Annotated in this window: 22 protein-coding genes; 14 read left to right on the top strand and 8 right to left on the bottom strand. The window is 55.6% G+C overall.

Annotated elements, in window-relative coordinates:
• Positions 1-6 precede the first annotated feature (6 nt).
• Positions 7-1,017, top strand: a complete 1,011-nt coding sequence (locus CLM71_RS12800) for an NAD-dependent epimerase (protein ID WP_105231350.1) — start codon at positions 7-9, stop codon at positions 1,015-1,017.
• A gap of 174 nt (positions 1,018-1,191) precedes the next feature.
• Here the strand turns inward: CLM71_RS12800 and hns are convergent, their stop codons facing one another.
• Entirely contained in the window at positions 1,192-1,596 is a 405-nt protein-coding gene (gene hns, locus CLM71_RS12795) for a histone-like nucleoid-structuring protein H-NS (protein ID WP_105231349.1), read from the bottom strand.
• A gap of 661 nt (positions 1,597-2,257) precedes the next feature.
• On the opposite strand from hns, the gene CLM71_RS12790 reads away from it, so the two are divergent.
• On the top strand, positions 2,258-2,842 hold the full coding sequence (locus CLM71_RS12790; protein WP_105231348.1) for a thymidine kinase: 585 nt from the start codon (positions 2,258-2,260) through the stop codon (positions 2,840-2,842).
• Between the two features lie 66 nt (positions 2,843-2,908).
• Here the strand turns inward: CLM71_RS12790 and adhE are convergent, their stop codons facing one another.
• Positions 2,909-5,575: a bifunctional acetaldehyde-CoA/alcohol dehydrogenase gene (gene adhE, locus CLM71_RS12785; protein WP_105231347.1), complete on the bottom strand. Its 2,667-nt coding sequence runs from the start codon at positions 5,573-5,575 to the stop codon at positions 2,909-2,911.
• Positions 5,576-6,072: 497 nt separating this feature from the next.
• Between adhE and CLM71_RS12780 the strand changes: the two genes are divergently transcribed.
• The 7 genes from CLM71_RS12780 (at position 6,073) to oppF (ending at position 14,770) form a co-directional block, all read left to right on the top strand.
• A complete protein-coding gene (locus CLM71_RS12780) occupies positions 6,073-6,717 on the top strand; it encodes a YchE family NAAT transporter (protein WP_015672549.1) in 645 nt (214 codons plus the stop codon).
• A 686-nt stretch (positions 6,718-7,403) separates the two neighbouring features.
• A complete protein-coding gene (locus CLM71_RS12770; RefSeq protein ID WP_105231345.1) occupies positions 7,404-9,038 on the top strand; it encodes an ABC transporter substrate-binding protein in 1,635 nt (544 codons plus the stop codon).
• A gap of 150 nt (positions 9,039-9,188) precedes the next feature.
• On the top strand, positions 9,189-10,820 hold the full coding sequence (oppA, locus tag CLM71_RS12765) for an oligopeptide ABC transporter substrate-binding protein OppA (RefSeq protein ID WP_105231344.1): 1,632 nt from the start codon (positions 9,189-9,191) through the stop codon (positions 10,818-10,820).
• An 80-nt stretch (positions 10,821-10,900) separates the two neighbouring features.
• The gene (gene oppB, locus CLM71_RS12760; protein WP_061323594.1) at positions 10,901-11,821 is read left to right on the top strand and encodes an oligopeptide ABC transporter permease OppB; all 921 of its coding nucleotides are present in this window, start codon (positions 10,901-10,903) and stop codon (positions 11,819-11,821) included.
• A 14-nt stretch (positions 11,822-11,835) separates the two neighbouring features.
• The gene (gene oppC / locus CLM71_RS12755; protein ID WP_105231343.1) at positions 11,836-12,744 is read left to right on the top strand and encodes an oligopeptide ABC transporter permease OppC; all 909 of its coding nucleotides are present in this window, start codon (positions 11,836-11,838) and stop codon (positions 12,742-12,744) included.
• 11 nt (positions 12,745-12,755) lie between these two features.
• Positions 12,756-13,772 carry an ABC transporter ATP-binding protein gene (locus tag CLM71_RS12750; RefSeq protein ID WP_105231342.1) on the top strand — a complete coding sequence of 339 codons (1,017 nt, stop codon included), beginning with the start codon at positions 12,756-12,758 and terminating at the stop codon, positions 13,770-13,772.
• Positions 13,769-14,770, top strand: coding sequence for a murein tripeptide/oligopeptide ABC transporter ATP binding protein OppF (gene oppF / locus CLM71_RS12745; RefSeq protein ID WP_105231341.1), 1,002 nt, complete (start codon positions 13,769-13,771; stop codon positions 14,768-14,770). Before CLM71_RS12750 ends, oppF begins: the two co-directional genes overlap by 4 nt.
• A gap of 61 nt (positions 14,771-14,831) precedes the next feature.
• Here oppF and CLM71_RS12740 read toward each other — a convergent pair whose 3' ends face one another.
• Positions 14,832-15,155, bottom strand: coding sequence for an HI1450 family dsDNA-mimic protein (locus CLM71_RS12740; RefSeq protein ID WP_105231340.1), 324 nt, complete (start codon positions 15,153-15,155; stop codon positions 14,832-14,834).
• 54 nt (positions 15,156-15,209) lie between these two features.
• On the bottom strand, positions 15,210-16,670 hold the full coding sequence (gene cls / locus CLM71_RS12735; RefSeq protein ID WP_105231339.1) for a cardiolipin synthase: 1,461 nt from the start codon (positions 16,668-16,670) through the stop codon (positions 15,210-15,212).
• Positions 16,671-16,932: 262 nt separating this feature from the next.
• Between cls and CLM71_RS23975 the strand changes: the two genes are divergently transcribed.
• The gene (locus CLM71_RS23975; RefSeq protein ID WP_145961123.1) at positions 16,933-17,109 is read left to right on the top strand and encodes a YciY family protein; all 177 of its coding nucleotides are present in this window, start codon (positions 16,933-16,935) and stop codon (positions 17,107-17,109) included.
• 56 nt (positions 17,110-17,165) lie between these two features.
• Here CLM71_RS23975 and CLM71_RS12730 read toward each other — a convergent pair whose 3' ends face one another.
• Positions 17,166-18,638 carry an MFS transporter gene (locus tag CLM71_RS12730; RefSeq protein WP_105231338.1) on the bottom strand — a complete coding sequence of 491 codons (1,473 nt, stop codon included), beginning with the start codon at positions 18,636-18,638 and terminating at the stop codon, positions 17,166-17,168.
• A 117-nt stretch (positions 18,639-18,755) separates the two neighbouring features.
• Here CLM71_RS12730 and CLM71_RS12725 point away from each other — a divergent pair, with 117 nt between their 5' ends.
• A complete protein-coding gene (locus tag CLM71_RS12725; protein ID WP_105231337.1) occupies positions 18,756-19,310 on the top strand; it encodes a TetR/AcrR family transcriptional regulator in 555 nt (184 codons plus the stop codon).
• Between the two features lie 124 nt (positions 19,311-19,434).
• On the opposite strand, the gene CLM71_RS12720 is transcribed toward CLM71_RS12725, so the two are convergent.
• Positions 19,435-19,731, bottom strand: coding sequence for a YciI family protein (locus CLM71_RS12720; RefSeq protein WP_105231336.1), 297 nt, complete (start codon positions 19,729-19,731; stop codon positions 19,435-19,437).
• 166 nt (positions 19,732-19,897) lie between these two features.
• On the opposite strand from CLM71_RS12720, the gene CLM71_RS12715 reads away from it, so the two are divergent.
• The gene (locus CLM71_RS12715) at positions 19,898-20,554 is read left to right on the top strand and encodes an epoxyqueuosine reductase QueH (protein WP_105231335.1); all 657 of its coding nucleotides are present in this window, start codon (positions 19,898-19,900) and stop codon (positions 20,552-20,554) included.
• A 39-nt stretch (positions 20,555-20,593) separates the two neighbouring features.
• Here the strand turns inward: CLM71_RS12715 and CLM71_RS12710 are convergent, their stop codons facing one another.
• The gene (locus CLM71_RS12710) at positions 20,594-21,400 is read right to left on the bottom strand and encodes a helix-turn-helix domain-containing protein (protein ID WP_105231334.1); all 807 of its coding nucleotides are present in this window, start codon (positions 21,398-21,400) and stop codon (positions 20,594-20,596) included.
• Positions 21,401-21,676: 276 nt separating this feature from the next.
• On the opposite strand from CLM71_RS12710, the gene CLM71_RS12705 reads away from it, so the two are divergent.
• Positions 21,677-23,353: a 2-isopropylmalate synthase gene (locus CLM71_RS12705; RefSeq protein ID WP_105231333.1), complete on the top strand. Its 1,677-nt coding sequence runs from the start codon at positions 21,677-21,679 to the stop codon at positions 23,351-23,353.
• A 366-nt stretch (positions 23,354-23,719) separates the two neighbouring features.
• Positions 23,720-24,472, top strand: a complete 753-nt coding sequence (gene tonB / locus CLM71_RS12700; RefSeq protein ID WP_105231332.1) for a TonB system transport protein TonB — start codon at positions 23,720-23,722, stop codon at positions 24,470-24,472.
• Between the two features lie 69 nt (positions 24,473-24,541).
• Here the strand turns inward: tonB and yciA are convergent, their stop codons facing one another.
• On the bottom strand, positions 24,542-24,970 hold the full coding sequence (gene yciA / locus CLM71_RS12695) for an acyl-CoA thioester hydrolase YciA (protein ID WP_105231331.1): 429 nt from the start codon (positions 24,968-24,970) through the stop codon (positions 24,542-24,544).
• Positions 24,971-25,014: the final 44 nt, after the last annotated feature.

The following is a 25,014-nucleotide window of genomic DNA, read 5'->3' as shown; positions in this document are numbered from 1 at the left end:
GTGAGTATGAAATTTTTGGTTACAGGCGCCGCTGGGTTTATTGGCTATCACGTTGCCGAGCGTTTGTTGACCGCAGGGCATCAGGTTGTCGGTATCGACAACCTGAATGACTACTATGACGTCAGCCTGAAAGTCGCGCGTCTTGACCTTTTGGCCGGGTATCCGGCCTTTCAGTTTATCAAGCTGGACCTGGCGGACCGTGAAGGGATCGCAACATTGTTTGCCGAACACCAGTTTCAGCGGGTGATTCACCTTGGCGCTCAGGCCGGGGTACGTTATTCGCTGGATAATCCAATGGCCTATGCCGATTCCAACTTGATCGGTCATTTAAACGTATTGGAAGGGTGTCGGCATAATAACGTTGAGCATTTGCTTTACGCGTCTTCCAGTTCGGTTTATGGCCTTAATCGCAAGCTGCCGTTCTCTACGGAGGATTCTGTCGATCATCCGGTTTCTCTGTACGCAGCGACGAAAAAAGCCAATGAGCTGATGTCACACAGCTACTCGCATTTATATGGCTTACCTACCACAGGCCTGCGTTTCTTTACCGTCTATGGCCCGTGGGGGCGCCCTGATATGGCGCTGTTCAAGTTTACCAAGGCAATATTGGCCGGTGAAAGTATCGATGTATATAATCACGGCGAGATGCATCGTGATTTTACCTACATCGATGATATTGCCGAAGCCATAGTGCGTTTGCAGGATATCATTCCGCAACCGAACGCCGAGTGGAGCGTTGAGCAGGGGTCTCCGGCCACCAGTTCCGCGCCATACCATGTATATAATATCGGCAACAGTTCACCGGTTAAGCTGATGGAATATATCAGCGCGCTGGAAAATGCGTTAGGCGTGACGGCGCATAAAAATATGCTGCCGATGCAACCTGGCGACGTTTTGGATACCAGTGCAGATACCAAGGAGCTGTATAGCACGATTGGCTTTAAGCCGGCGACCAGCGTCGAGGAAGGGGTGAAGCGTTTTGTCGATTGGTATAAAGCGTTTTATCACGTGCAGTAAACAAGCTGCTTACTGCGAAAATTAAAGGGGCTACGGCCCCTTTTTCTATTTCCGCTTATGGCATCATTTGACATGCCTGGCTCATTTCACGTAACGAAACGTGATATTGCGAGAGGGCGACAGACAGCAAAAAGGCCCCCGCAGGAGCCTTTTTAATGCGATTAAGCAGCGCTATTACAGCAGGAAATCTTCCAGAGATTTACCTTGCTCTTCGATAGCTTTCTTGATCACGGCTGGAGTACGGCCCTGGCCAGTCCAGGTTTTGGTTTCGCCGTTTTCATCTTTATATTGGTATTTAGCCGGACGTGCAGCACGCTTTGCTTTACCAGCGGATTTAGCGGCCATGGTCTGCAGCAGTTCGTTAGGATCAATACCGTCTGCAATCAGCATTTCACGGTATTGCTGTAGTTTACGGGTACGCTCTTCGATTTCTGCTTGAGCCTGGCTGTCTTCTTCGCGACGTTCGTTCACAACAACTTCCAGTTTCTCAAGCATCTCTTCCAGAGTGTCCAGGCTGCATTCTCTGGCTTGCGCGCGCAGAGTACGGATGTTGTTCAAAATTTTTAAGGCTTCGCTCATTGTCCTAGTCTCAATTTATATTGGTGGGGGCGTCTGGATAATAATAGAGTGCTCTTTTCTTTTCTGCAATAGCCAAATTGCGAAGAGTCCCCAAATATGCCATTTAAAAACCATTACTCGGAACAGTCCGGGTTATTACACCGCTTTATGTTCGGTTTTAATGGTGGGCTTTTTAAGCCAATTTTTCAACAGCAATTGTGCATGTTTGTGAGCTGCAGGCTTTCATTGCCGGGAAATAATTGCATTTTATATCGATATTAGCCTCTGCATTGACGAGTCAATCCGACATGATGGTATGTAAACAATAGGGGTATATGCGTAAAGATTTTGTCAGGATGTGATGTTTGAGGATGACGAACTATAAATAGCAGTTCGCGCCCTGTGGGTAATTTATTTAGCTAACAAGGATGGTGTCTGGGCTATACGGCGTTACATCTAAACGTAATGGGTAGCCCGTATCTTTTATCTCAGGGCAAACCATTAGCATTAATTAATAGTGTGTGGGCCATCCTCCGGCGGTAAATAGCCTAAAGGGGGGGAGGGACAGCAGGGCGTTTTACGCTACGCGGTTATCGATACTGGCGCATCGTCAGCTTGTGATACACTTGATTCTCAGAATCGATATCTGAATATTTCTTATACCACCTGGAATTGCTGGCTCATGGCTCAACTTTATTTTTATTACTCGGCAATGAATGCGGGGAAATCCACCGCGCTGTTGCAATCTTCATATAATTATCAAGAACGTGGTATGCGTACGCTGGTGTTCACTGCAGAGATTGACCACCGCTTTGGCGTCGGGAAGGTAAGTTCGCGGATTGGTCTCTCATCACAGGCGCAGCTGTATAATAATGACACGTCGCTGTTTGCCATGATTAATCAGGAGCACCAGCAACAGACGGTACACTGTGTGCTGGTGGACGAAAGTCAGTTCCTGAGTAAAGCGCAGGTCGAGCAACTGTGCGACGTGGTTGATCAGCTGGATATTCCGGTATTGTGTTACGGTCTGCGTACCGATTTTCTCGGTGAACTGTTTATCGGCAGCCAGTACCTGCTGGCATGGGCGGATAAGCTGGTGGAGTTGAAAACCATCTGCCACTGCGGCCGTAAGGCGAATATGGTGTTGCGGCTTGATGAACACGGCAAAGCGATGCAGGCGGGCGCTCAGGTGGTGATTGGCGGCAATGAGAGCTATGTGTCGGTGTGCCGCAAACATTACAAAGAGGCGATGCACGCGGAGGATTAATCTGCAGCGTGATATCGCATAAAAAAACCCGCCTGACGGCGGGTTTTTGTGTTTAGCCGCGGAAGATTACTTCTTGGCTTTTTTCTCCGCCTTGGCGGCGGCCGGCGCTTTTACGGCTTCTTCAGCTTCGCTGAACTCACGGCCGTAGAAGGTATCCAGCATGATTTGTTTCAGCTCGGCAATCAGCGGATAGCGCGGGTTGGCGCCGGTGCACTGGTCGTCAAATGCGTCTTCGGACAGCTTATCGACTTTCGCCAGGAAATCGGCCTCTTGTACGCCCGCTTCGCGGATAGAGGCGGGGATACCCAACTCGGTCTTCAGCTCGTCCAGCCATGCCAGCAGCTTCTCAATTTTCTGTGCGGTACGGTCGCCCGCAGCGCTCAGGCCCAGGTGGTCGGCGATTTCTGCATAACGGCGACGAGCCTGCGGACGGTCATACTGACTGAAGGCCGTCTGCTTGGTCGGGTTGTCGTTGGCGTTATAGCGAATGACGTTGCTGATCAGCATGGCGTTAGCCAGACCGTGCGGAATATGGAACTCAGAGCCCAGTTTATGGGCCATGGAGTGACAGACCCCGAGGAAGGCGTTGGCGAAGGCGATGCCGGCGATGGTCGCCGCGTTATGCACGCGCTCACGCGCCACCGGGTTCTTCGCGCCTTCTTTATAGCTGACCGGCAGATACTCTTTCAGCAGTTTCAGCGCCTGCAGCGCCTGGCCGTCGGAATATTCGTTCGCCAGTACCGACACATAGGCTTCCAGCGCGTGGGTTACCGCATCCAGGCCGCCGAAGGCACACAGCGATTTCGGCATGTTCATCACCAGGTTGGCATCGACAATCGCCATATCCGGGGTCAGGGCATAGTCCGCCAGAGGGTATTTCTGGCCGGTTTCATCATCGGTCACCACGGCGAATGGCGTAACTTCAGAACCGGTGCCGGAGGTGGTGGTAACGGCGATCATCTTCGCCTTCACGCCCATTTTCGGGAACTTGTAGATACGTTTACGGATGTCCATAAAGCGCAGCGCCAGATCTTCGAAGTGGGTTTCCGGATGTTCGTACAGCACCCACATGATTTTGGCCGCATCCATCGGCGAACCGCCGCCCAGCGCGATAATCACGTCCGGCTTGAAAGCGTTCATCTGTGCAGCGCCTTTACGCACGATACTCAGCGTCGGGTCGGCTTCCACTTCAAAGAATACTTCTGTCTCAATGCCGTGGGACTTCAGCACGCTGGTGATTTGGTCGGCATAGCCGTTATTGAACAGGTAGCCGTCGGTGACAATAAACGCGCGTTTTGCGCCATCGGCCGCCACTTCTTCCAGCGCGATAGGCAGAGAGCCACGGCGGAAGTAGATAGATTTCGGAAGTTTATGCCACAACATGTTTTCTGCTCGCTTCGCTACGGTTTTTTTGTTGATCAAGTGTTTTGGACCGACGTTTTCCGAGATGGAGTTGCCCCCCCATGAGCCACAGCCCAGCGTCAGCGAAGGCGCCAGTTTAAAGTTGTACAGGTCGCCGATGCCCCCTTGCGAGGCCGGAGTGTTGATCAGGATACGGGCGGTTTTCATCTTATCGCCGAAGAAGGCGATACGTTCCGCCTGGTTGTCCTGGTCGGTGTACAGGCAGGAGGTATGGCCGATGCCGCCCATCGCCACCAGTTTTTCCGCCTTGTCGACGGCGTCGGCAAAATCTTTGGCGCGGTACATCGCCAGCGTCGGTGAGAGTTTTTCATGGGCGAAAGGCTCGGATTCGTCCACCAGTTTGACTTCACCGATCAGTACCTTGGTGCTGGCCGGTACGCTGATCCCCGCCATTTCGGCAATTTTCGGCGCCGATTGGCCGACGATGGCCGCGTTCAGGCCGCCGTTTTTCAAAATAATATCCTGTACCGCCTTCAGCTCTTTACCCTGCAGCAGGTAGCCGCCGTGCGAGGCGAAGCGTTCGCGCACCGCGTCATACACCTCATCGACAACGATCACGGACTGCTCAGAGGCGCAGATCACGCCGCTGTCAAAGGTCTTCGACATCAGAATAGAGGCGACGACGCGCTTGATATCGGCGCTCTCATCGACCACCACCGGCGTATTGCCGGCGCCGACGCCGATGGCCGGTTTACCGGAGCTGTAGGCCGCTTTGACCATCCCCGGGCCGCCGGTGGCGAGAATCAGGTTGATATCCGGGTGGTGCATCAGTTGGTTGGACAGCTCGACGGAAGGCTGATCGATCCAGCCGATGATGTCTTTAGGCGCACCGGCGGCGATTGCCGCCTGCAGCACGATATCTGCAGCTTTGTTGGTGGCGTTCTTGGCTCTTGGGTGCGGCGAGAAAATAATGCCGTTACGGGTTTTCAGGCTGATCAGCGCTTTGAAAATGGCCGTAGAGGTCGGGTTGGTGGTGGGCACGATGCCGCAGATAAGACCGATAGGCTCGGCAATGGTGATGGTGCCGAAAGTATCGTCTTCGGACAGCACGCCGCAGGTTTTTTCATCTTTATACGCGTTGTAGATATACTCGGAGGCAAAGTGGTTTTTAATCACCTTGTCTTCAACGATCCCCATACCGGATTCTTCAACGGCCATTTTGGCCAGCGGAATACGCGCATCGGCAGCGGCGAGGGCAGCAGCACGGAAGATAGCGTCAACCTGTTCCTGGGTGAAGTTGGCGTATTCGCGCTGGGCTTTTTTGACACGTGCAACAAGCTCGTTCAATTCAGCGATATTTGTTACAGCCATAATGCTCTCCTGATAATGTTAAACTCTTTCAGTAAATAAGCCGTGTAAGCAGCAAGTATAGTCAGGTATCGGAACACCATGGAAAACGTCGGTTTTCTTTACTGGTCAGCTACCTATGATGCTGATTTGCTTAAAGAGCTTTGCTCAGGAACTTGATGTCGCTCAGGCAACGGCGGAAGTTGCACGCTGTCTGACTACGACTAAAAGCTTAACTACTCTTGGGTAGTGTTTTTATGATTTAAATCACAAAAAGTGCAAGCTGACACCTTTCAGCTTGGCGTTATCGAGAAAATTCTTATTTGAAGCGCATTGCTGTCTTCTTGAAACATAAAAACCACTAAAAAACACATTGCGATAACATGTTGGCAAGGTGGTTATTACAAACCTTGTCTGAAAGAAAAATGCTGTCTTCGGCGGATGGATTAGCCGTACTATTTCCATTACATTAGCGCGCATGGGGCAGTGCGCCCTAATACAGCGATTAATGCGGAGTTCTTGTGGGGCAATCATTGTTGGATTTTTCCGGCTATATCAAATTCTTTGTCGGCCTGTTTGCGCTGGTGAATCCAGTGGGGATTTTGCCGGTTTTTATCAGTATGACCAGCTACCAGGCGGAAGCCGGACGTAATAAAACCAATCTCACCGCCAACCTTTCCGTAGCGATTATCCTGTGGACGTCGTTGTTTATCGGCGAGGGGATTTTGCGCCTGTTCGGTATCTCTATCGATTCGTTTCGTATTGCCGGCGGGATTCTGGTGGTGACCATCGCCATGTCAATGATCAGCGGCAAGCTGGGGGAAGATAAACAGAACAAGCAGGAGAAGTCGGAAAGCGCGATTCGCGAAAGCATTGGCGTGGTGCCGTTGGCGCTGCCGCTGATGGCCGGGCCGGGCGCCATCAGTTCGACCATTGTCTGGAGTTCCCGCTACCACAGTTGGCAGAACCTGCTGGGGTTTACGCTGGCGATCGCGCTGTTTGCCTTCTGCTGTTGGCTGCTTTTTCGCGCCGCGCCTTTATTAGTCCGTCTATTGGGGCAGACCGGCATCAATGTAATCACGCGCATTATGGGCCTGTTGCTGATGGCGTTGGGCATTGAATTTATTGTTACCGGCGTGAAGGCTATTTTCCCCGGTTTACTCTGAGGGTGTAATTTGAGCCGGAAGCGTCATTTTCGGCTCAAATTATTTTTAAACTTTAAACTTATTTAATTAATGCATTAATAGGGTGCACGATGCGTCCGTTTTTTATACCAATGCACTATTTTGTGGCATAGCTCTCACTTTATTTGGCGATAAAGTACCCATCACGTTATTTTTTTAACCTTTATTTGCGCCTTCCCCGCTGTTTTTGATTATCTGGTGAACTTTTGTTGTTAATTTAATCACATCATTCTGTGGGGCTTGTCTCGGCCTCATCCAGGTGATATTAGTGACTAGGCTCGCATTGCCAGATGTTTATTCTTTGAATGTTCTATTTGTTAATTTAATGTTTGTTTTAGGTGGCGCGCGACGTGTTGGCGGTGTGCCGGATGGCTATCTTTGTTGGTTTTATCAGTAAAATCATTGTGATAATGTGACTTTTCTCTATGGGGACCTGATGGGAAGCGCTGAGGATGCCGCTAACAAAAGAGAATTGCTTAACATTTTTATAAAATTTATTGGCGGTGGATTTTGGCATCTGCTAATTTCCGAGCAACTTTTCCGCGCTGTTTGCACGCGTCGCTGACAAACAGGAATGATTTTTGCTGGTATCCGTTTATTTAAAATAATTATAAGCATTTCACAAAATTCCATAAGTCATGCTTATTGATAGCGAGGAGCCCCCGACTATGCAGCAAGTCGTAACGCGTACGCCTTTAGCCGTTTTTATTACCGGATTGTTTTTTTCTGCGCTGAATGTCAGCCAGGCGGCTCAGGTGCCTGCCGGTATTCAACTGGCACCGCAGCAAACTATTGTGGTGAATAATGGTTCGGAAGTGGCGTCGCTCGATCCGCATAAAGTAGAGGGCAACCCGGAAAGCAACATAATTCTCAATTTACTGGAAGGGCTGGTGAGTTCCGACGCCAACGGCCATGTGGTGCCGGCGGTTGCGGAGCGTTGGGAGAATGAGCAGTTTAAAGTCTGGACTTTTCATCTGCGTAATACGGCACGCTGGAGCGACGGCTCCCCGGTGACTGCGGAAGATTTCGTCTATAGCTGGCGTCGTCTGGCGGATCCTAACGTCGCGTCGCCTTATGCCAGCTACCTGCAGTACGCCAAGATTGCCAATGCCGACGCGATTCTGAGCGGTAAAAAGCCGCCGCAGGACCTGGGCGTGAAAGCCCTTGACGCACACACCCTGCAGGTGACGCTGAGCGAGCCGGTGCCTTATTTGCTCAGTATGCTGACGCATACCTCGATGAAACCGGTCAAGCAGTCGGTGGTAGAGAAGTTTGGCGATAAATGGACGCTGCCGCAGCATTACGTCGGCAATGGCGCCTACCGGCTGAAGCAGTGGGTGGTTAACGAGCGCATCGTGCTGGAACGCAGCAACACCTATTGGAACAATGCGGCGTCGGTGATTGAGCAAGCCACCTTCCTGCCGATCGCCTCAGAAGTCAGCGACGTTAATCGCTACCGCAGCGGTGAGATCGATATCAGTAACAGCGCCATTCCGCCAACGCTGTTTGGCAAGATGAAACGTGAAATCCCTGAGCAACTGCACGTCAATCCTTACCTGTGTACGTTCTATTACGAAATCAATAATAAGAAGGCGCCGTTTACCGATCCGCGGGTGCGTGAAGCGGTGAAGCTGACGCTGGACCGCGACATCATCGCCAACAAAATTATGGGGCAGGGACAGATCCCGGCTTACGGGTTTACGCCAACCTTTACCGAGGGTGGCAACTTCACCGTGCCTGAGTGGGCGACATGGACACAGGCCCAGCGCAATCAACGCGCCAGGCAACTGCTGAGCGAAGCCGGCTACGGTGCGGATAACCCGCTGAAATTCTCGCTGCTGTACAACACTTCCGATCAAAACAAACAGCAGGCGATAGCCGCTGCGTCGATGTGGAAAAAGAACCTCGGCGCAGACGTTACCCTGAGAAACCAGGAGTGGAAAACGTCACTGGAAAGTCGCCATCAGGGGGAGTTTGACGTTGCACGTGCCACCTGGTGCGGCGATTACAACGAACCGAGCGCCTTCCTGAATCTGGCGCTCTCCAACAGCAGCAACAATACCCTGTTCTATAAAAATGCACACTTTGACGCGCTGATGGCCGCCAGCCTGCAGGCGCCGGACGCCGCCGCGCGCACCGCGGTGTATCAGCAGGCGGAGACGCAGCTGGATAGAGATTCAGCGCTGGTGCCGGTTTATTACCGCGTCAGTGCGCGCCTGATCAAGCCGACGGTGGGTGGGTTCACCGGTAAAGATCCGCTCGATTATATCGATGTGAAAAATCTGTACATGATCAAGCAGTAATGGGTATTACACCATGCCGGCAACGGCGGGTAATACGGGGGAGAAGCCAGCCGCCGCAGTCGTTCCGCGACGGCTGGATACACGGCCCGCATAACGGGCCACGCCGTCTCGACATCGAGCCGGTGATAATAAAAAACTGGAGTGGATAATATGACCAACATCACAAAGAAAAGCCTGCTGGCCGCGGGGATTATGGCCGCGCTAGGCATCAGCGCCGGCGCGTTCGCCGCCGAGGTGCCGGCGGGGGTTCAACTGGCTGACAAACAGGAGATCGTTAAAAATAACGGCTCTGAGGTGCAGTCGCTGGATCCGCATAAAATTGAAGGGGTGCCGGAAAATAACGTCACCCGCGATTTGATGGAAGGCCTGGCCAACAATACGCCGGACGGCGGCATTGAGCCGGGCGTGGCGGAAAGCTGGGACAACAAGGATTATAAGGTATGGACTTTCCACCTGCGCAAAGACGCCAAATGGTCGAATGGCAAACCGGTAACGGCGCAGGACTTCGTCTATAGTTGGCAGCGTCTGGTGGACCCGAACACCGCCTCGCCATATGCCAGCTACCTGCAGTACGCGCACGTTGAAAACGTCGATGACATTATCGCCGGTAAAAAAGATAAATCGACCCTGGGCGTGAAGGCGCTGGACGACCATACCTTCCAGGTGACGCTGACCGAACCGGTGCCTTATCTGGTGGAAATGACGCCGCACTACGCCATGAAGCCGGTGTATAAAGAGGCGGTGGAGAAGTTTGGCGAGAAGTGGACGCTACCGCAAAACTATGTCAGCAACGGCGCGTATAAGCTGAAGAACTGGGTGGTTAACGAACGCATCGTGCTGGAGCGCAACCCGGAGTATTGGAACGACGCCAAAACCATCATCAATAAAGTGACGTTCCTGCCGATTTCTTCCGAGGTGACCGACGTTAACCGTTACCGCACCGGCGAGATCGACATGACCTACAACAATATGCCGATCGAACTGTTCCAGAAACTGAAAAAAGAGCGGCCGAAAGAGGTGCACGTCGATCCTTATCTGTGCACTTACTACTACGAAATCAACAACCAGAAAGCGCCGTTTACCGATGCGCGCGTGCGTGAGGCGCTGAAACTGGGCCTCGACCGCGACATTATCGTGCATAAAGTGAAGAACCAGGGCGATCTGCCGGCCTACAGCTTTACGCCGCCGTATACCGACGGGGCGAAACTGACGCCGCCGGCGTGGTTCGGCTGGACGCAGGACAAACGCAACGAAGAAGCGAAAAAACTGCTGGCGGAAGCCGGCTACGGCCCGGATAAGCCGCTGACCTTCAGCCTGCTGTATAACACCTCGGATCTGCATAAAAAACTGGCCATTGCCGCCGCGTCCATCTGGAAGAAAAATCTGGGCGTCAACGTCAAGCTGGTTAACCAGGAGTGGAAAACCTTCCTCGATACCCGTCATCAGGGCAACTATGACGTGGCGCGCGCCGGCTGGTGCGCTGACTATAACGAACCGAGCACCTTCCTGAATATGATGCTGTCCGACAGCAGCAGTAACACGCCGCACTATAAGAGCGAAGCCTTCGATAAGCTGATGGCCAATGTGCTGACGGCGAAAAGCAAAGATGAGCGCGCTGCTCTCTACCAGAAGGCGGAAGTGCAGCTGGATAAAGACTCAGCCATCGTGCCGGTCTATTACTATGTGAACGCCCGTCTGGTGAAACCTTACGTGGGCGGTTATACCGGTAAAGACCCGCTTGATAACGTGTACGATAAAAATCTGTACATCATTAAACATTGATACGGTAAGGGCCGGTGACGTTGTCACTGGCCCGGTCAAAATAATAAGCCGTTATCAGGCTGTAGCACAGGGTTAGGGCAATGCTGAAATTTATACTTCGACGCCTGTTAGAGGCGATCCCGACACTATTTATCCTTATTACTATTTCATTCTTTATGATGCGCCTGGCGCCCGGCAGCCCGTTTACCGGCGAGCGCGCGTTACCGCCGGAAGTGCTGGCGAATATCGAGGCCAAATATCATCTCAACGATCCCATCTGGAAACAGTACGGCAATTATCTGCTGCAGCTGTCAAAAGGGGATTTCGGCCCGTCGTTTAAATACAAAGACTATTCGGTGAATGATCTGGTGGCCGGTTCATTCCCGGTATCGGCCAAACTGGGGGCGGCGGCGTTTCTGCTGGCGGTGATCCTGGGCGTCAGCGCCGGGGTGATCGCGGCGCTGAAGCAAAATACCAAATGGGACTATACGGTGATGGGGTTCGCCATGACCGGGGTGGTGATACCCAGTTTCGTGGTGGCGCCGCTGCTGGTGCTGATCTTCGCCATCACGCTGAAGTGGCTGCCGGGCGGCGGCTGGAACGGCGGCGCCTTCAAATTTATGGTCCTGCCGATGGTGGCGCTGTCGCTGGCCTATATCGCCAGCATCGCGCGTATTACCCGCGGCTCGATGATTGAAGTGCTGCACTCCAACTTTATCCGTACCGCGCGCGCCAAAGGCCTGCCGATGCGGCGCATTATTTTCCGCCATGCGCTTAAACCGGCGCTGTTGCCGGTGCTGTCATATATGGGCCCGGCGTTTGTTGGCATCATTACCGGCTCGATGGTGATTGAAACCATCTACGGCCTGCCGGGCATCGGGCAGTTGTTCGTCAACGGCGCGCTGAACCGCGACTACTCGCTGGTACTGAGCCTGACGATCCTGGTCGGCGGCCTGACGATTCTGTTCAATGCGATTGTTGACGTGCTGTATGCCGTTATCGATCCGAAAATTCGCTATTAATCTGGAGCACGCCAATGATGTTGACCAAAAAGAACAGCGAAGCTCTGGAAAACTTCAGCGAAAAGCTGGAGGTCGAGGGGCGCAGCCTGTGGCAGGACGCCCGTCGGCGCTTTATGCATAACCGCGCGGCGCTGGGCAGCCTGATCGTGCTGGCGCTGATTACCCTGTTTGTGATTATCGCGCCGTGGCTGTCGCAGTTTGCGTATGACGACACCGACTGGGGGATGATGTCGGCGCCGCCGGATCTGGAGTCCGCCCACTATTTCGGCACCGACTCCTCCGGTCGCGACCTGCTGGTGCGCGTGGCCATCGGCGGGCGTATTTCCCTGATGGTCGGTGTGGCGGCGGCGCTGGTGGCCGTCGTGGTCGGTACGCTGTACGGCTCGCTGTCCGGCTATCTGGGCGGCAAAGTCGACTCGGTGATGATGCGCCTGCTGGAGATCCTCAACTCCTTCCCGTTTATGTTCTTCGTGATCCTGCTGGTGACCTTTTTTGGTCAGAATATTTTTCTGATCTTCGTGGCGATCGGCATGGTGTCGTGGCTGGATATGGCGCGTATCGTACGCGGCCAGACGCTGAGCCTGAAGCGTAAAGAGTTTATCGAAGCGGCGCTGGTGTGCGGCGTCTCCACCCGCAACATCGTACTGCGCCATATTGTGCCGAACGTACTGGGGGTGGTGGTGGTGTATGCCTCGCTGCTGGTGCCCAGCATGATCCTGTTTGAGTCTTTCCTCAGCTTCCTGGGGTTAGGGACGCAGGAGCCGTTAAGCAGCTGGGGCGCCTTGCTCAGCGACGGCGCCAACTCGATGGAGGTTTCACCGTGGCTGCTGCTGTTCCCGGCCGGTTTCCTGGTGGTCACCCTGTTTTGTTTCAACTTTATCGGCGATGGCCTGCGTGACGCCCTCGACCCGAAAGATCGTTAAGGAGCGCCATCATGACTACCCTTGAATATCCGCAAGCTGCGGCCGCACAGGCGGCCGACGGCGCGCCGCTGCTGGACGTGCGCGATCTGCGCGTGACGTTTTCGACGCCGGACGGCGACGTGACGGCGGTTAACGATCTCAACTTCGACCTGCGCGCCGGTGAAACGCTGGGCATTGTCGGCGAATCCGGTTCCGGCAAGTCGCAAACCGCGTTCGCCCTGATGGGACTGCTGGCGGCCAATGGCCGTATCGGCGGCTCGGCACGCTTTAACGGCCGGGAAATTCTCAACCTGCCGGAGAAGCAGCTCAACAAACTGCGCGCCGAAGAGATTTCGATGATCTTCCAGGATCCGATGACGTCGCTCAATCCTTATATGCGCGTGGGCGAACAACTGATGGAAGTGCTGATGCTGCATAAGAACATGAGCAAAAGCCAGGCGTTTGAAGAGTCGGTGCGGATGCTGGATGCGGTTAAAATGCCGGAGGCGCGCAAGCGCATGCGCATGTATCCGCATGAGTTTTCCGGCGGGATGCGTCAGCGGGTGATGATCGCCATGGCGCTGCTGTGCCGGCCGAAACTGCTGATTGCCGATGAACCGACCACCGCGCTGGATGTGACGGTACAGGCGCAGATTATGACCTTGCTGAACGAGCTGAAGCGCGAATTCAATACCGCGATCGTGATGATTACCCACGATCTGGGCGTGGTTGCCGGCATCTGCAACAAGGTGCTGGTGATGTATGCCGGGCGCACCATGGAGTACGGCAGCGCCCGCGACGTGTTCTACCGGCCGAGCCATCCGTACTCGATTGGCCTGCTCAATGCGGTGCCGCGTCTTGACGCCGAAGGGGAATCGCTGCTGACCATCCCCGGCAATCCGCCGAACCTGCTGCGGCTGCCGAAAGGCTGCCCGTTCCAGCCGCGCTGCCCGTATGCCATGGATCAGTGTGCGAGCGCTCCCGCGTTGGAGCCGTTTGGTGAAGGGCGCCTGCGCGCCTGTTTCAAGCCGGTGGAGGCCTTGGTATGACGACAGCAACCGAAAAGAACGTTCTGCTCGAGGTGGCCGATTTAAAGGTGCACTTTGATATTAATGATGACAAAAAGTGGTTCTGGCAGCCATCGAAAACGCTGAAAGCGGTAGACGGCGTGACGCTGCGCCTGTTTGAAGGGGAGACGCTGGGCGTGGTGGGGGAATCGGGCTGCGGCAAGTCGACCTTTGCCCGGGCGATTATCGGCCTGGTCAAGGCCACCAGCGGCAGGGTGGCCTGGCTGGGCAAAGATCTGCTCGGCATGAGCGACACCGACTGGCGCAAGGCGCGCAGCGATATCCAGATGATCTTCCAGGACCCGCTGGCGTCGCTGAACCCGCGCATGACCATCGGCGACATCATCGCCGAGCCGCTGCGCACCTACTATCCGAAGATGCCGCGCCAGGAAGTGCGGGACAAGGTCAAGGCGATGATGATGAAGGTCGGCCTGCTGCCGAACCTGGTCAACCGTTATCCGCACGAGTTCTCCGGCGGCCAGTGTCAGCGTATCGGCATCGCCCGCGCGCTGATTCTGGAGCCGAAGCTGGTGATTTGCGATGAGCCGGTATCGGCGCTGGACGTCTCCATTCAGGCGCAGGTGGTCAATCTGCTGCAGCAACTGCAGCGTGAGATGGGGCTGTCGCTGATCTTTATCGCCCACGACCTGGCGGTGGTGAAGCATATCTCCGACCGCGTGCTGGTGATGTATCTCGGCCATGCGGTGGAGTTGGGCACCTATGACGAGGTGTATCACAACCCGCAGCATCCTTATACCAAGGCGCTGATGTCGGCGGTGCCGGTGCCCGATCCGGATAAAGAGCAGGACAAGCAAATCCAGCTGTTGGAAGGGGAGCTGCCTTCGCCGATTAATCCGCCTTCCGGCTGCGTATTCCGTACGCGCTGCCCGATTGCCGGGCCGGAGTGCGCCAAAACGCGTCCGCTGCTGGAGGGCAGTTTCCGCCATGCGGTCTCCTGCCTGAAGGTGGACCCGCTGTAACTAACGGCGGAAAAACAAAAAAACCTGCCGTTTGGCAGGTTTTTTTATCAGTACCTTGTGGTTACTCTTTCCACAAAATATGGCACAGCTTGTGGTCTTTCTCGCGGCAGATCAGCACGCGGGCAAACACGTCGTTGATCGGTTCGCCGTCACTTTCCGCCAGGCCAATCACCACTTCGGCAAAGAAGTCCGGGTTTAAGTCGTAATCGACATGCTCATGCCAGTCTTCCGACGGATCGTACAGCTCGGCGCCGCCGCGCTCCTCAAACTGCAGGTTGAACAGCAGAATATCCGCCGGATCCAGATTGTCGCCGGCCAGTTCGAGGAAGATATCGTATGCCTGTTCCAGCGTTTCATCTTCGGTAAGGCGGTTATTCAAATCCATAAAAAATTCCAGTCATAAATGATGTGGCAAATAGTAAACCATGCCCGGCGCTAATTACAGCAGCGGGCTGAAAAAGTAAAATACGCGCTCAAGGATACGGTGCCAGAATGGCCGTTTCAGCCACTCTTTGGACTCCAGCAGTCTGGAGCGGGCGATATAATCGTCCTGAACGCAGGCCAGATCGCTGCCGAAACCGTCATCATCGATCACCAGCGTGATTTCAAAATTCAGCCACAGGCTGCGCATATCCAGATTCACGGTGCCCACCAGGCTCAGCTGGCCGTCGACCAGCACGCTCTTGGTATGCAGCAGGCCGCCTTCGAACTGGTAAATTTTCACCCCGGCCTCCAGCAGCTCGGAGAAGAAGGCCCGGCTGGCCCAGCGCACCATCATCGAGTCGTTATCGCGCGGTACGATAATGCTGACCTCAACGCCGCGCAACGCGGCGGTGCAGATGGCATGCAGCAGGTCGTCGCTCGGCACGAAGTAGGGGGTGGTCATAATCAGCTGCTCGCGCGCAGAATAGACCGCCGTCAGCAGCGCCTGGTGGATCATCTCCTCCGGGAAGCCGGGGCCGGAGGCTATCACCTGAATGGTATGGCCGCTTTCCTGCTCGAACGGCATAATATTCATATCCGGCGGTGGCGGTAATATCCGCTTGCCGGTTTCAATCTCCCAGTCGCAGGCGTACACAATCCCCATTGTTGTGGCAACCGGGCCTTCCATACGCGCCATCAGATCGATCCACTGACCGACGCCGGCGTCCTGCTTGAAATAGCGCGGGTCTACCATATTCATGCTGCCGGTATAGGCGATGTAATTGTCGATCAGCACCACCTTACGGTGCTGGCGCAGGTCCATGCGACGCAGGAATACGCGGAACAGATTCACCTTCAGCGCTTCGACCACTTCGATGCCGGCGTTGCGCATCATGTTCGGATAAGGGCTGCGGAAGAACTGCAGGCTGCCGGCGGAGTCGAGCATCACCCGGCAGTGGACGCCGCGGCGCGCGGCGGCCATCAGCGACTCGGCAACCTGATCGGCCAGCCCGCCGGGCTGCCAGATATAGAACACCATCTCGATATTGTGGCGCGCCAGCTCAATATCGCGAATCATCGCCTTCAGCGTGGCGTCGGTGGTGGTCAGCAGCTGCAGCTGGTTGCCTTTGACGCCGTCGATGCCCTGACGCCGGTGGCAGAGCTGAAACAGCGGCCGCGCCACTTCACTGTATTGCGTGGCGAAAATACGACGGCTTTCCTTCAGCTCATTCAGCCAGCGCGCGGTGGAAGGCCACATGGCCTTGGCGCGCTCGGCGCGACGTTTCCCCAAATGCAGCTCGCCAAAGGATAAATAGGCGACGATGCCGACCAGCGGCAGAATGTAGATAATCAACAGCCAGGCCATAGCCGAAGGCACGGCGCGACGTTTCATCAAAATACGCAGGGTAACACCGGCGATAAGTAGCCAGTAGCCGAACACCAGCAGCCAACTGATTACGGTATAAAATGTTGTCATAAAGGCGAAAAATCCCGTTCGCAAACCACCAACGATGAGTGTACGCACAGATCATCAAAGGGGAAACCTTTTCCCGGATCTTAAGTGACATAAATGTGTCGAAGAGAAACGGGATGTACAGCGTGGAAATAACTTTTTATTTGGCATAACGCGCCGTTTATTACTGTTTCATTGCATCACTGCCGGCCAGACGGGGTGCAGCCGGGGGGGCGAAAGGTATATAATGCCCCGCGTTTGGCAATGACGTATAAGTGGTAAAATTATGAGACGCAGTAGAAATGAAGTGGCCCGTTGGCGGATGATGCGACAGAATCAGCGGCGCAGGCACCGTTGGCTGGAACGCCAGTCGAGAGGGTATCGGCATATTATGCAGGTGCGGCGGCTCCTGGATAATCAGCACCGGCGAGCCTTGCTGTTTACTGTGTCTTGCGAATGGTGAAGCGACGGCGAGAGCGATAAAAACAGTCCCTGACGGGACTGTTTTTCGTTGGGGCGTTACTTTTTCATCGCGCGGGAAAGCACAGCGGCGCCGATGGCCATCAGGGCGGCAGCGGCGGCCAGCACGGCGATAAAGGCCTGGTCAAAGGAGGCGCGCGCCAGTTTAATCAGCGTCGCTCCCTGATCCGCACTCAGTTCACCGGCCTGGCGTAACGCCTCATCCAGGCTGTCATAGGCCAACTGCGTCACCGGTAGATCGGCAGGCAGGAGCAGGCTGTAACTGTAAACCACGGTCATCAGGCCACCCAGCAGCGTGATGCCCAAAACGCTGCCCAACTCATAGGCCACATCTTCAATCGACGCCGCCATACCGGACTTTTCTTCCGGCGCATTGAGCATAATGGCGGTGGATGCGGCGGTGATGGCGGCACCCAGACCAAAGCCGGCGGCAAATAGCAGCGCCAGTTGCCATAGCGGCGCACCGTGATAACACCCAATCAGTCCGGCGATGGCCAGCGTGGTCAGCAGCAGACCGCCCAGTATCAGAGGCCGCTCTCCCCAGCGCGGCAGCAGCAGCCCCGCCAGCGGGCCGGAAAGGGCGGAAGCCAGCGGAATCGGCAGGATAAACAGCCCGGCCTGCAGCGGCGTCAGGCCGCTGACCAGTTGCAGGCGCTGGCTCAATACCAGCTCAATGCCCACCAGCGCGATCATCGAGATCACCGCCACGGTGACGCCGCTGGCGAACAGCCGGTTGCTGAACAGCGAGAAATCAATCATCGGCGATGCCGCCCGACGCTGCCGACGCGCGAACAGGATTAAAAACAGCAGCCCCAACGTAGCGGAAAGCGCCAGAATCGGCAGTGACGGCTGGGTCTTGCTCAGTTCTTTTAACGCATAAATGCTGCTGACCAGCCCCACCATAATCTGCAGCGAACCCGCCATGTCAAAGGGACGCTGGCTGTTGCCGCCGCACTGGGGAATCAGCCGCCAGGCCAGCGGCAGCACGACCAATACCACCGGAACGTTGATCAGAAATACCGATCCCCACCAGAAGTATTCCAGCAAGATGCCGCCGACTACCGGCCCGACCGCCGCGCCGCCGGAGGCGACCGCCGACCAGATGCCGATCGCCAGCGCCCGTTCGCTTGGCTCGGTAAATACGTGGCGTACGATAGAAAGCGTCGCTGGCATCATCATGGCGGCACCGACGGCCAAAAAGGCGCGGGCGGCAATCAGCATTGCGGCGCTGGGGGCAAAGGCGGCGCACAGCGAGGCGACGGCAAACATCGGCAGACCGGCGATAAACATTTTTTTGTGGCCGATACGGTCGCTGAGCATGCCGGCGCCCGGGAGCAGACCGGCGACCACCAGCGGATAGGCGTTAACGATCCATAATTTTTCCGATGCGCTGGCTTCCAACGCCGTCGTCAGCCGCGGCAGCGCGGTGTACAGCACGGTCATATCAATGATAATTAAAAAAAGCGCGCTGGAGATCATTGCCAGGATCAACCAGCGGTTATTTGCGTGCATAATGACATCCTAAATAGAAACGGGGCGGCGAAACGCCGCCGTAACCTATCCCCAAGTTTTGGTGGGGTTAACGCGCATACTATAAATCCATACGTTCGTATTGAAAAGGGGAATGCAATGGGGCGACAGCGAAGTATCGATCGCGATCGAGTGTTGGATGCGGCGGAAGAAATCATTGCAACGCAAGGGGCATCCGGCCTGACGATTGATTCTGTGGCGAAGGCAATGGGGATTTCGAAGGGCGGCGTACAGTACTGTTTCGGCAGTAAGGATGCGCTGATTGACGCCATGTTTGACCGCTGGGGCAAGGCGTATGATAACGTTTTCGACCAGATTGCTGGCGACGACCCTGCACCGTTGACCAGGGTGCGGGCGCATATGCTGGCGACCTGCAACTCCGATCACACCTCCAGCGCCAAGGCGGCAGGCCTGATGGCGACCCTGATACAAACGCCGGAACATCTGCAGAGCAGTCGGGAGTGGTACCGCGAGCGGATTGACGGCCTCGATCTGGCCTGCGAAGAGGATAAACGCGCCCGGCTGGCGTTCCTGGCCACTGAAGGTGCCTTTATGCTGCGTTACTTTGGTTTGATGGATATCTCGGAACAGGAGTGGGAATCCATGTTTGCCGATATGCAGCGCTATATTCTGGATACGCAGTCGGCGTCATAACGCGGCGGCATCGCCTATCGCACCGATAGATGGCGATGCCCGGCGCGGCGGAGTATGTTTACACCACAACATATTCCCTCGAAGAACCCACTTGGCCAGCGACTCCGCGCTGGCTTTTTTTTGCCTAAAATACCTGTTTGAAGGGTTTGACCACCACGTCGCCGTACACGCCGGCGGCAACGTAGGGATCCTGCTGCGCCCACTGCTGCGCATCGCTCAGCGACTCAAACTCGGCGATCACCGTCGAACCGGTAAAGCCGGCGCTGCCGGGATCGTTACTGTCGATGGCGGGGTTCGGCCCGGCCACCACCAGACGGCCCTCATCGCGCAGCGCCTGCAGGCGGGCGAGGTGCGCCGGGCGCACCGCCAGACGGTTTTCCAGCGTGCCGGGCAGGTCTTGCGCATAGATCAGATACAGCATGTTTCACCTTTAAAATCATCGTTATATCAGGGGTAAACCAAAGTAGCCTAAAAGCATCGGCAAAGAAATGATTTTTGCGGAGACTGGCGTTAATGCCTTGAAGGCGCTAGTTTTTATTCGTATAGTGCGGCCCGCATCGGGACGAGAGAAGAATTAAGGTGAAAGTATGACGGAATTTGTGCGGGAAAAACTCAATCTGCCGGCGGGGAAAAGCAAACTGCTGCTGCACTCGTGTTGCGCACCCTGTTCAGGCGAGGTGATGGAGGCGATTCAGGCGTCCGGTATCGATTATGCCATCTTCTTCTATAACCCCAATATTCATCCGCAAAAAGAGTACCTGCTGCGCAAAGAGGAAAATATTCGTTTTGCGGAGAAACATGGGGTGCCGATCATTGATGCTGACTACGATACCGATAATTGGTTCGCGCGCGCCAAAGGGATGGAGCACGAGCCGGAACGCGGTATCCGCTGCACCATGTGTTTCGATATGCGCTTCGAACGTACGGCGCTGTACGCCTATGAGCATGGCTATGACGTGATCTCCAGTTCACTGGGTATTTCGCGCTGGAAAAATATGCAGCAAATCACCGACTGCGGCATTCGCGCGGCGCAGAAATATCCTGAACTGACGTATTGGGATTATAACTGGCGCAAGAAGGGCGGCGCGTCGCGCATGATCGACATCAGCAAACGCGAACGTTTTTATCAGCAGGAATATTGCGGCTGCGTCTATTCGCTGCGCGATACCAACCTGCACCGCAAAGCGCAGGGACGCCCGTTAATCAAGTTGGGCGTACTGTATTATGGTGATGACGAGGAATAATCCTGCTCTGTCAGGCTGAACGAGGCGGGGAATGGCGAATTATAGATTCGCAGCAAATACCGAAGGCGGCCGGCCGAATTGCTTACTGAATGCCGTGCTGTAGGCGCTGTGGCTATCGTAACCACTCGCCAGCGCCACCTGCGTGATCGGTATTCCCTGCATCAATAGCGTTAACGACGACATCAACCGCAGTTGCTGACGCCATTTGCCGAAGGTCATACCGGTTGATTGAAGAAAACGCCGGTGGAACGTTTTGTCGCCCATTGCCAGCCTGTTTGCCCACTCGACGGCGGTGGCGCTATCGCCTGGGTTATCCAGTAGCGCCTGGCATACATGCTGCACCGGGTTGCCGGCATCGCCCGTTGGCCACGGCAGATGAAGCGGCAGCGCCGGCTGGGTATGTAGTTCTTCAACCAAAAGCTCACCGAGCAAATGTATACGTTTCGACGGTATGATCTGGTGGTCGGCCTGGGCCAGCGCCATGATCAACTCGCGCAGCAGGCCGGAGACATGGACGACGCAATCGCGCTCCGGCAGGCGGGGGCAGACATCTTCGCGCACGAACAGGCCGCATGCTTGCAGCGCCACGGGGGCAACCAGACGGTGCGCCACGCCAGAGCGCAGCCAGACCGCCGCCGTAGGCGGCACCAGCCATTGCCCGCTTTCAGCTTCCACACGTAACAGACCGTGATTGGCATATATCAGATGACCATACGCATGTTTATGCAAGGGTACGATATGGCCCGCAGGGTAGCGCACGGCTACGCCAAATACCGGCAGGCCGCAGGTATCTTTGGTGCTCAGGTCGAGCGCGTGACCACCGTCTTCAGGAGAGGAAAAACCCATATCGCTGCAGTTTGTCCAAATAAATAAAGAATATGTCTATTTTTATGTAGATGGCCGAGGTGCGCAAGCCTAATATCGAAGGCAGGCAATCTACCGGGACTATTTACTCATGCACGCACTTGGGCTTTTGCAACGGCTACTAACACTGGCTCCCGGTCGGGGTCTGCGCGCGCCCGTTCGCGCCATGACCCATCCTGATTCCCCCTGACCCCGACCATAGTCAGCTTGTTCCGAGCCAGGGGAATCGGGTGTCAACGATTCCCCTGGAGTGTTTTTATGCTGACCGATCCTTCCCAAAAATACCGTCCCATCTCACCGGTCGTTCTTGCCGAGCGTCAATGGCCATCACGTACCCTGACGCAGGCCCCGATCTGGCTGTCCACCGATTTGCGCGACGGCAATCAGGCGTTGTTTGAGCCGATGAATCGCGAACGCAAGCTGCGCTTGTTCCACAAATTGGTGCGCATCGGTTTCAAAGAAATTGAAGTCGGTTTTCCCGCCGCATCGCGCACTGATTTTGACATTGTTCGCCACCTTATTGACGCAGGGCAGATCCCCGATGACGTCACCCCGATGGTCATGACGCAACTGCGGGATGATCTGATCGCCGAGACGGTGCGCAGTGTGGCAGGCGCGCGGCGCGTGATCGTGCATTTCTACAACGCCATCGCACCCGCATGGCGCGAGATGGTGTTCGGCATGGGCGTACCGCAGATTATCGAAATGGTAGAACGCCACATTACGCTGTTCAGGCAACTGACGGATGCCCATCCGGAAACCGAATGGGTCTTGCAATACTCGCCTGAAACTTTCTGCATGGCCGAGCTGGATGTTTCACTGGCCGTCTGCAACGCCGCTATTCGTGCCTGGGATGCCGGGCCGCAGCGCGCGATGATCATCAACCTGCCAACCACGGTAGAAGTCTCTACGCCCAACGTCTTCGCCGACCAGATTGAATGGATGGATCGGCGGTTGGAACGGCGCGAGCACATTGTGCTGTCCGTGCATCCGCATAATGACCGGGGGACGGGCGTGGCCTGCGCCGAACAAGCCATGCTGGCCGGTGCGCAACGGGTCGAAGGCTGCCTGTTTGGCAATGGCGAACGCAGTGGCAACCTCGATGTGGTGACGCTGGCGCTGAACCTGTATACGCAAGGCATCGCGCCTGGGTTAGATTTTTCCGACATTGCGGCGATTGCCCGCGTGGCCGAGGAGTGTACCGCGCTGCCCATTCACCCGCGACATCCGTATGTGGGCGACCTGGTATTCACGGCGTTCTCCGGCTCGCACCAGGATGCCATCGCCAAGGGTCTGAACGCGCAAAAGGGTGATGCGATTTGGCGTGTGCCTTATTTGCCCATTGACCCCAAAGACCTGGGCCGAACCTACGACAGCATCGTGCGCGTCAATAGCCAGTCGGGAAAGGGCGGTATCGCATTTTTGCTGCAACGCGATCACGGCATCACCATGCCGCGCCGCATGCAGGTGGAGTTCAGCGCCATCGTTCAGGCACTGGCCGACGGCAGCGAAACGGAACTGACCAGCGAGCAAATATGGGCGGTGTTCGAACGCACTTATCTTGCCCCGACATGGGAACAGACCCGTTTCATTTATCGCGGGCATCGCCTGTTCGAGCACGCGGACGGGCAAGGTATCGCGTTGGAAATGGCGGATGCGGAGGGCAATATCAAGACGGTCGAGGGGACAGGCAACGGCCCGATTGCCGCGACGGTAGCGGCGTTAGGCCAATCGTTACGCATCGATAGCTATGAGGAGCGCTGCCTGGGCGCGGGTTCCGGTGCGGCGGCGCTGGCCATTGTGGAGGCTGCCATGCCCGGCGTGCCCGGCTCACGTTTTGGCGTGGGTCAACACGCGAACATCGTCACTGCTTCGGTACTGGCGGTGTTGAGCGCGGCGGCCAGGTTCTCGCCGCCAGATGAAACGGTCGGCTGACCTGGCCTATCTGTTCGCGGATTCGTGATGCGTTGCGACTTGGCGCGCATCACGAATGACGTACACCAACGGTATCTGCAGTTCCCTCCACAACGTCATATTTCCTGCAGCTGTTAATTTATTGGTTTTACATCCTGCGTCATTTATACGCAGGCTTGATGCGGTTTTTTTGTGCCCGGCGGGAGAAACACAGGTTAAAAAAACGTGTAGCAGCGGCGTATAAAGGCTAACGGTCAGTTAACCATTTTGCGTTTTTGGCGGCGGAAGTGACGAATCATGCCGATTACAGCGATAGTTTGCCGTTCGTTATTGAATATGATTGCTATTTGCATTTAAACTTGGCGAACCAGAGGAAACTGAACCATTATGCTGCTAAAAAAGATGTTCCCAATTCGCCGTTTGTCAGTGCCGATTGTCCTCTCCGTTGGCTTACACAGCGCCCTGGTGGCCGCTTTACTCTATGCCTCCGTCAAGGAGGTGATGATGCCGCCCAAGCCAGAGGATGCGCCGATCAGCGTCATGATGGTCAATACCGCCGCGCTGGCGGAACCGCCGCCGCCGGCGCCTGCCGAGCCGGAGCCTGAGCCGCAGGTAGAACCAGAGCCGGAACCTGAACCGATCCCGGAGCCGCCGCCGGTGCCGAAAGCGATTCCCAAGCCGGAACCGGTGAAGCCGAAACCAAAGCCTAAGCCAAAACCGAAGCCGAAGGTGGAAAAAACGGTAAAACGCGAGCCGAAGAAAGCCGAGCCGCGTCAGCCTTCGCCGTTTGAAAATGATGCGCCGGCCAAACCGGTCGATAAAGCGCCGGTGAAGCAGGCGCCGGCAGCGCCGGTGCAGGGGCGTTCAACCGATACCGGGCCGAAGCCGCTGAGCCGCGTGGCGCCATCATACCCGCCGCGTGCACAGGCGCTGCAGATTGAGGGCAGAGTGCGGGTACAGTTCGACGTCGACAGCGATGGCCGCATCAGCAACGTACGCATTTTGTCGGCCCAGCCGCGCAATATGTTCGAGCGTGAGGTGAAACAGGCGATGCGTAAATGGCGTTATGAACCGAAAGCAGCGAAAGACCGCATCGTCAATATTCAGTTCAAACTGGACGGCACCGCCTCGCTGAATTAATGCCGGCAAACAGCTAAAGAAAAAGGGTCGCTAGTTAGCGACCCTTGTTATTTTTGCGTTTGTTGCGGCTTACTCTTCAAAGCCGACGCGGAAGTTCATCTTGCCGTCCGGCAGCGCGCGCGGGTTGCCTTCGTCGTCCACCGCCACATAGGTAAACAGCGCTTCGGTCGCGCGATAGCGTTGGCCAATCGGCGAGGTGGACACCTTCTTCACCCACACTTCAACATTGATGGTAATCGAGCTGCGGCCGGTGCGGATACAGTGGGCATAGCAGCACACCACATCGCCGACGGCGACCGGTTTAAGGAACGTCATGCCGTCGACGCGCACCGTAACAACGCGTCCTTCGGCGATCTCTTTGGCCTGAATCGCACCGCCGATATCCATTTGCGACATCAGCCAGCCGCCAAAAATATCGCCGTTGGCGTTAGTATCCGCCGGCATGGCCAGCGTGCGGAGCACCAGCTCCCCGCTGGGTAAAGGTCGTTGTTGTGTCATAGTCGTTTATTTTTTTGAGAAGTGGATCACATTATATTGCCCGC

Source organism: Serratia sp. MYb239, assembly GCF_002966855.1.
Lineage (GTDB): Bacteria > Pseudomonadota > Gammaproteobacteria > Enterobacterales > Enterobacteriaceae > Serratia_B > Serratia_B rhizosphaerae.
This window is presented reverse-complemented; position numbering and strand designations above follow the sequence as displayed.

Excerpts from the sequence above, each read along its gene's own strand:
- yciA (WP_105231331.1), bottom strand. The coding sequence starts at position 24,970 with ATGACACAACAACGACCTTTACCCAGCGGGGAGCTGGTGCTCCGCACG.
- CLM71_RS12730 (WP_105231338.1), bottom strand. The coding sequence starts at position 18,638 with ATGCACGCAAATAACCGCTGGTTGATCCTGGCAATGATCTCCAGCGCG.
- CLM71_RS12740 (WP_105231340.1), bottom strand. The coding sequence starts at position 15,155 with ATGGATTTGAATAACCGCCTTACCGAAGATGAAACGCTGGAACAGGCA.
- cls (WP_105231339.1), bottom strand. The coding sequence starts at position 16,670 with ATGACAACATTTTATACCGTAATCAGTTGGCTGCTGGTGTTCGGCTAC.
- CLM71_RS12715 (WP_105231335.1), top strand. The coding sequence starts at position 19,898 with ATGACGGAATTTGTGCGGGAAAAACTCAATCTGCCGGCGGGGAAAAGC.
- CLM71_RS12770 (WP_105231345.1), top strand. The coding sequence starts at position 7,404 with ATGCAGCAAGTCGTAACGCGTACGCCTTTAGCCGTTTTTATTACCGGA.
- CLM71_RS12725 (WP_105231337.1), top strand. The coding sequence starts at position 18,756 with ATGGGGCGACAGCGAAGTATCGATCGCGATCGAGTGTTGGATGCGGCG.
- oppC (WP_105231343.1), top strand. The coding sequence starts at position 11,836 with ATGATGTTGACCAAAAAGAACAGCGAAGCTCTGGAAAACTTCAGCGAA.
- adhE (WP_105231347.1), bottom strand. The coding sequence starts at position 5,575 with ATGGCTGTAACAAATATCGCTGAATTGAACGAGCTTGTTGCACGTGTC.
- oppB (WP_061323594.1), top strand. The coding sequence starts at position 10,901 with ATGCTGAAATTTATACTTCGACGCCTGTTAGAGGCGATCCCGACACTA.
- oppF (WP_105231341.1), top strand. The coding sequence starts at position 13,769 with ATGACGACAGCAACCGAAAAGAACGTTCTGCTCGAGGTGGCCGATTTA.
- CLM71_RS12800 (WP_105231350.1), top strand. The coding sequence starts at position 7 with ATGAAATTTTTGGTTACAGGCGCCGCTGGGTTTATTGGCTATCACGTT.
- tonB (WP_105231332.1), top strand. The coding sequence starts at position 23,720 with ATGCTGCTAAAAAAGATGTTCCCAATTCGCCGTTTGTCAGTGCCGATT.
- hns (WP_105231349.1), bottom strand. The coding sequence starts at position 1,596 with ATGAGCGAAGCCTTAAAAATTTTGAACAACATCCGTACTCTGCGCGCG.
- CLM71_RS12750 (WP_105231342.1), top strand. The coding sequence starts at position 12,756 with ATGACTACCCTTGAATATCCGCAAGCTGCGGCCGCACAGGCGGCCGAC.
- CLM71_RS12705 (WP_105231333.1), top strand. The coding sequence starts at position 21,677 with ATGCTGACCGATCCTTCCCAAAAATACCGTCCCATCTCACCGGTCGTT.
- CLM71_RS23975 (WP_145961123.1), top strand. The coding sequence starts at position 16,933 with ATGAGACGCAGTAGAAATGAAGTGGCCCGTTGGCGGATGATGCGACAG.
- oppA (WP_105231344.1), top strand. The coding sequence starts at position 9,189 with ATGACCAACATCACAAAGAAAAGCCTGCTGGCCGCGGGGATTATGGCC.
- CLM71_RS12710 (WP_105231334.1), bottom strand. The coding sequence starts at position 21,400 with ATGGGTTTTTCCTCTCCTGAAGACGGTGGTCACGCGCTCGACCTGAGC.
- CLM71_RS12790 (WP_105231348.1), top strand. The coding sequence starts at position 2,258 with ATGGCTCAACTTTATTTTTATTACTCGGCAATGAATGCGGGGAAATCC.
- CLM71_RS12720 (WP_105231336.1), bottom strand. The coding sequence starts at position 19,731 with ATGCTGTATCTGATCTATGCGCAAGACCTGCCCGGCACGCTGGAAAAC.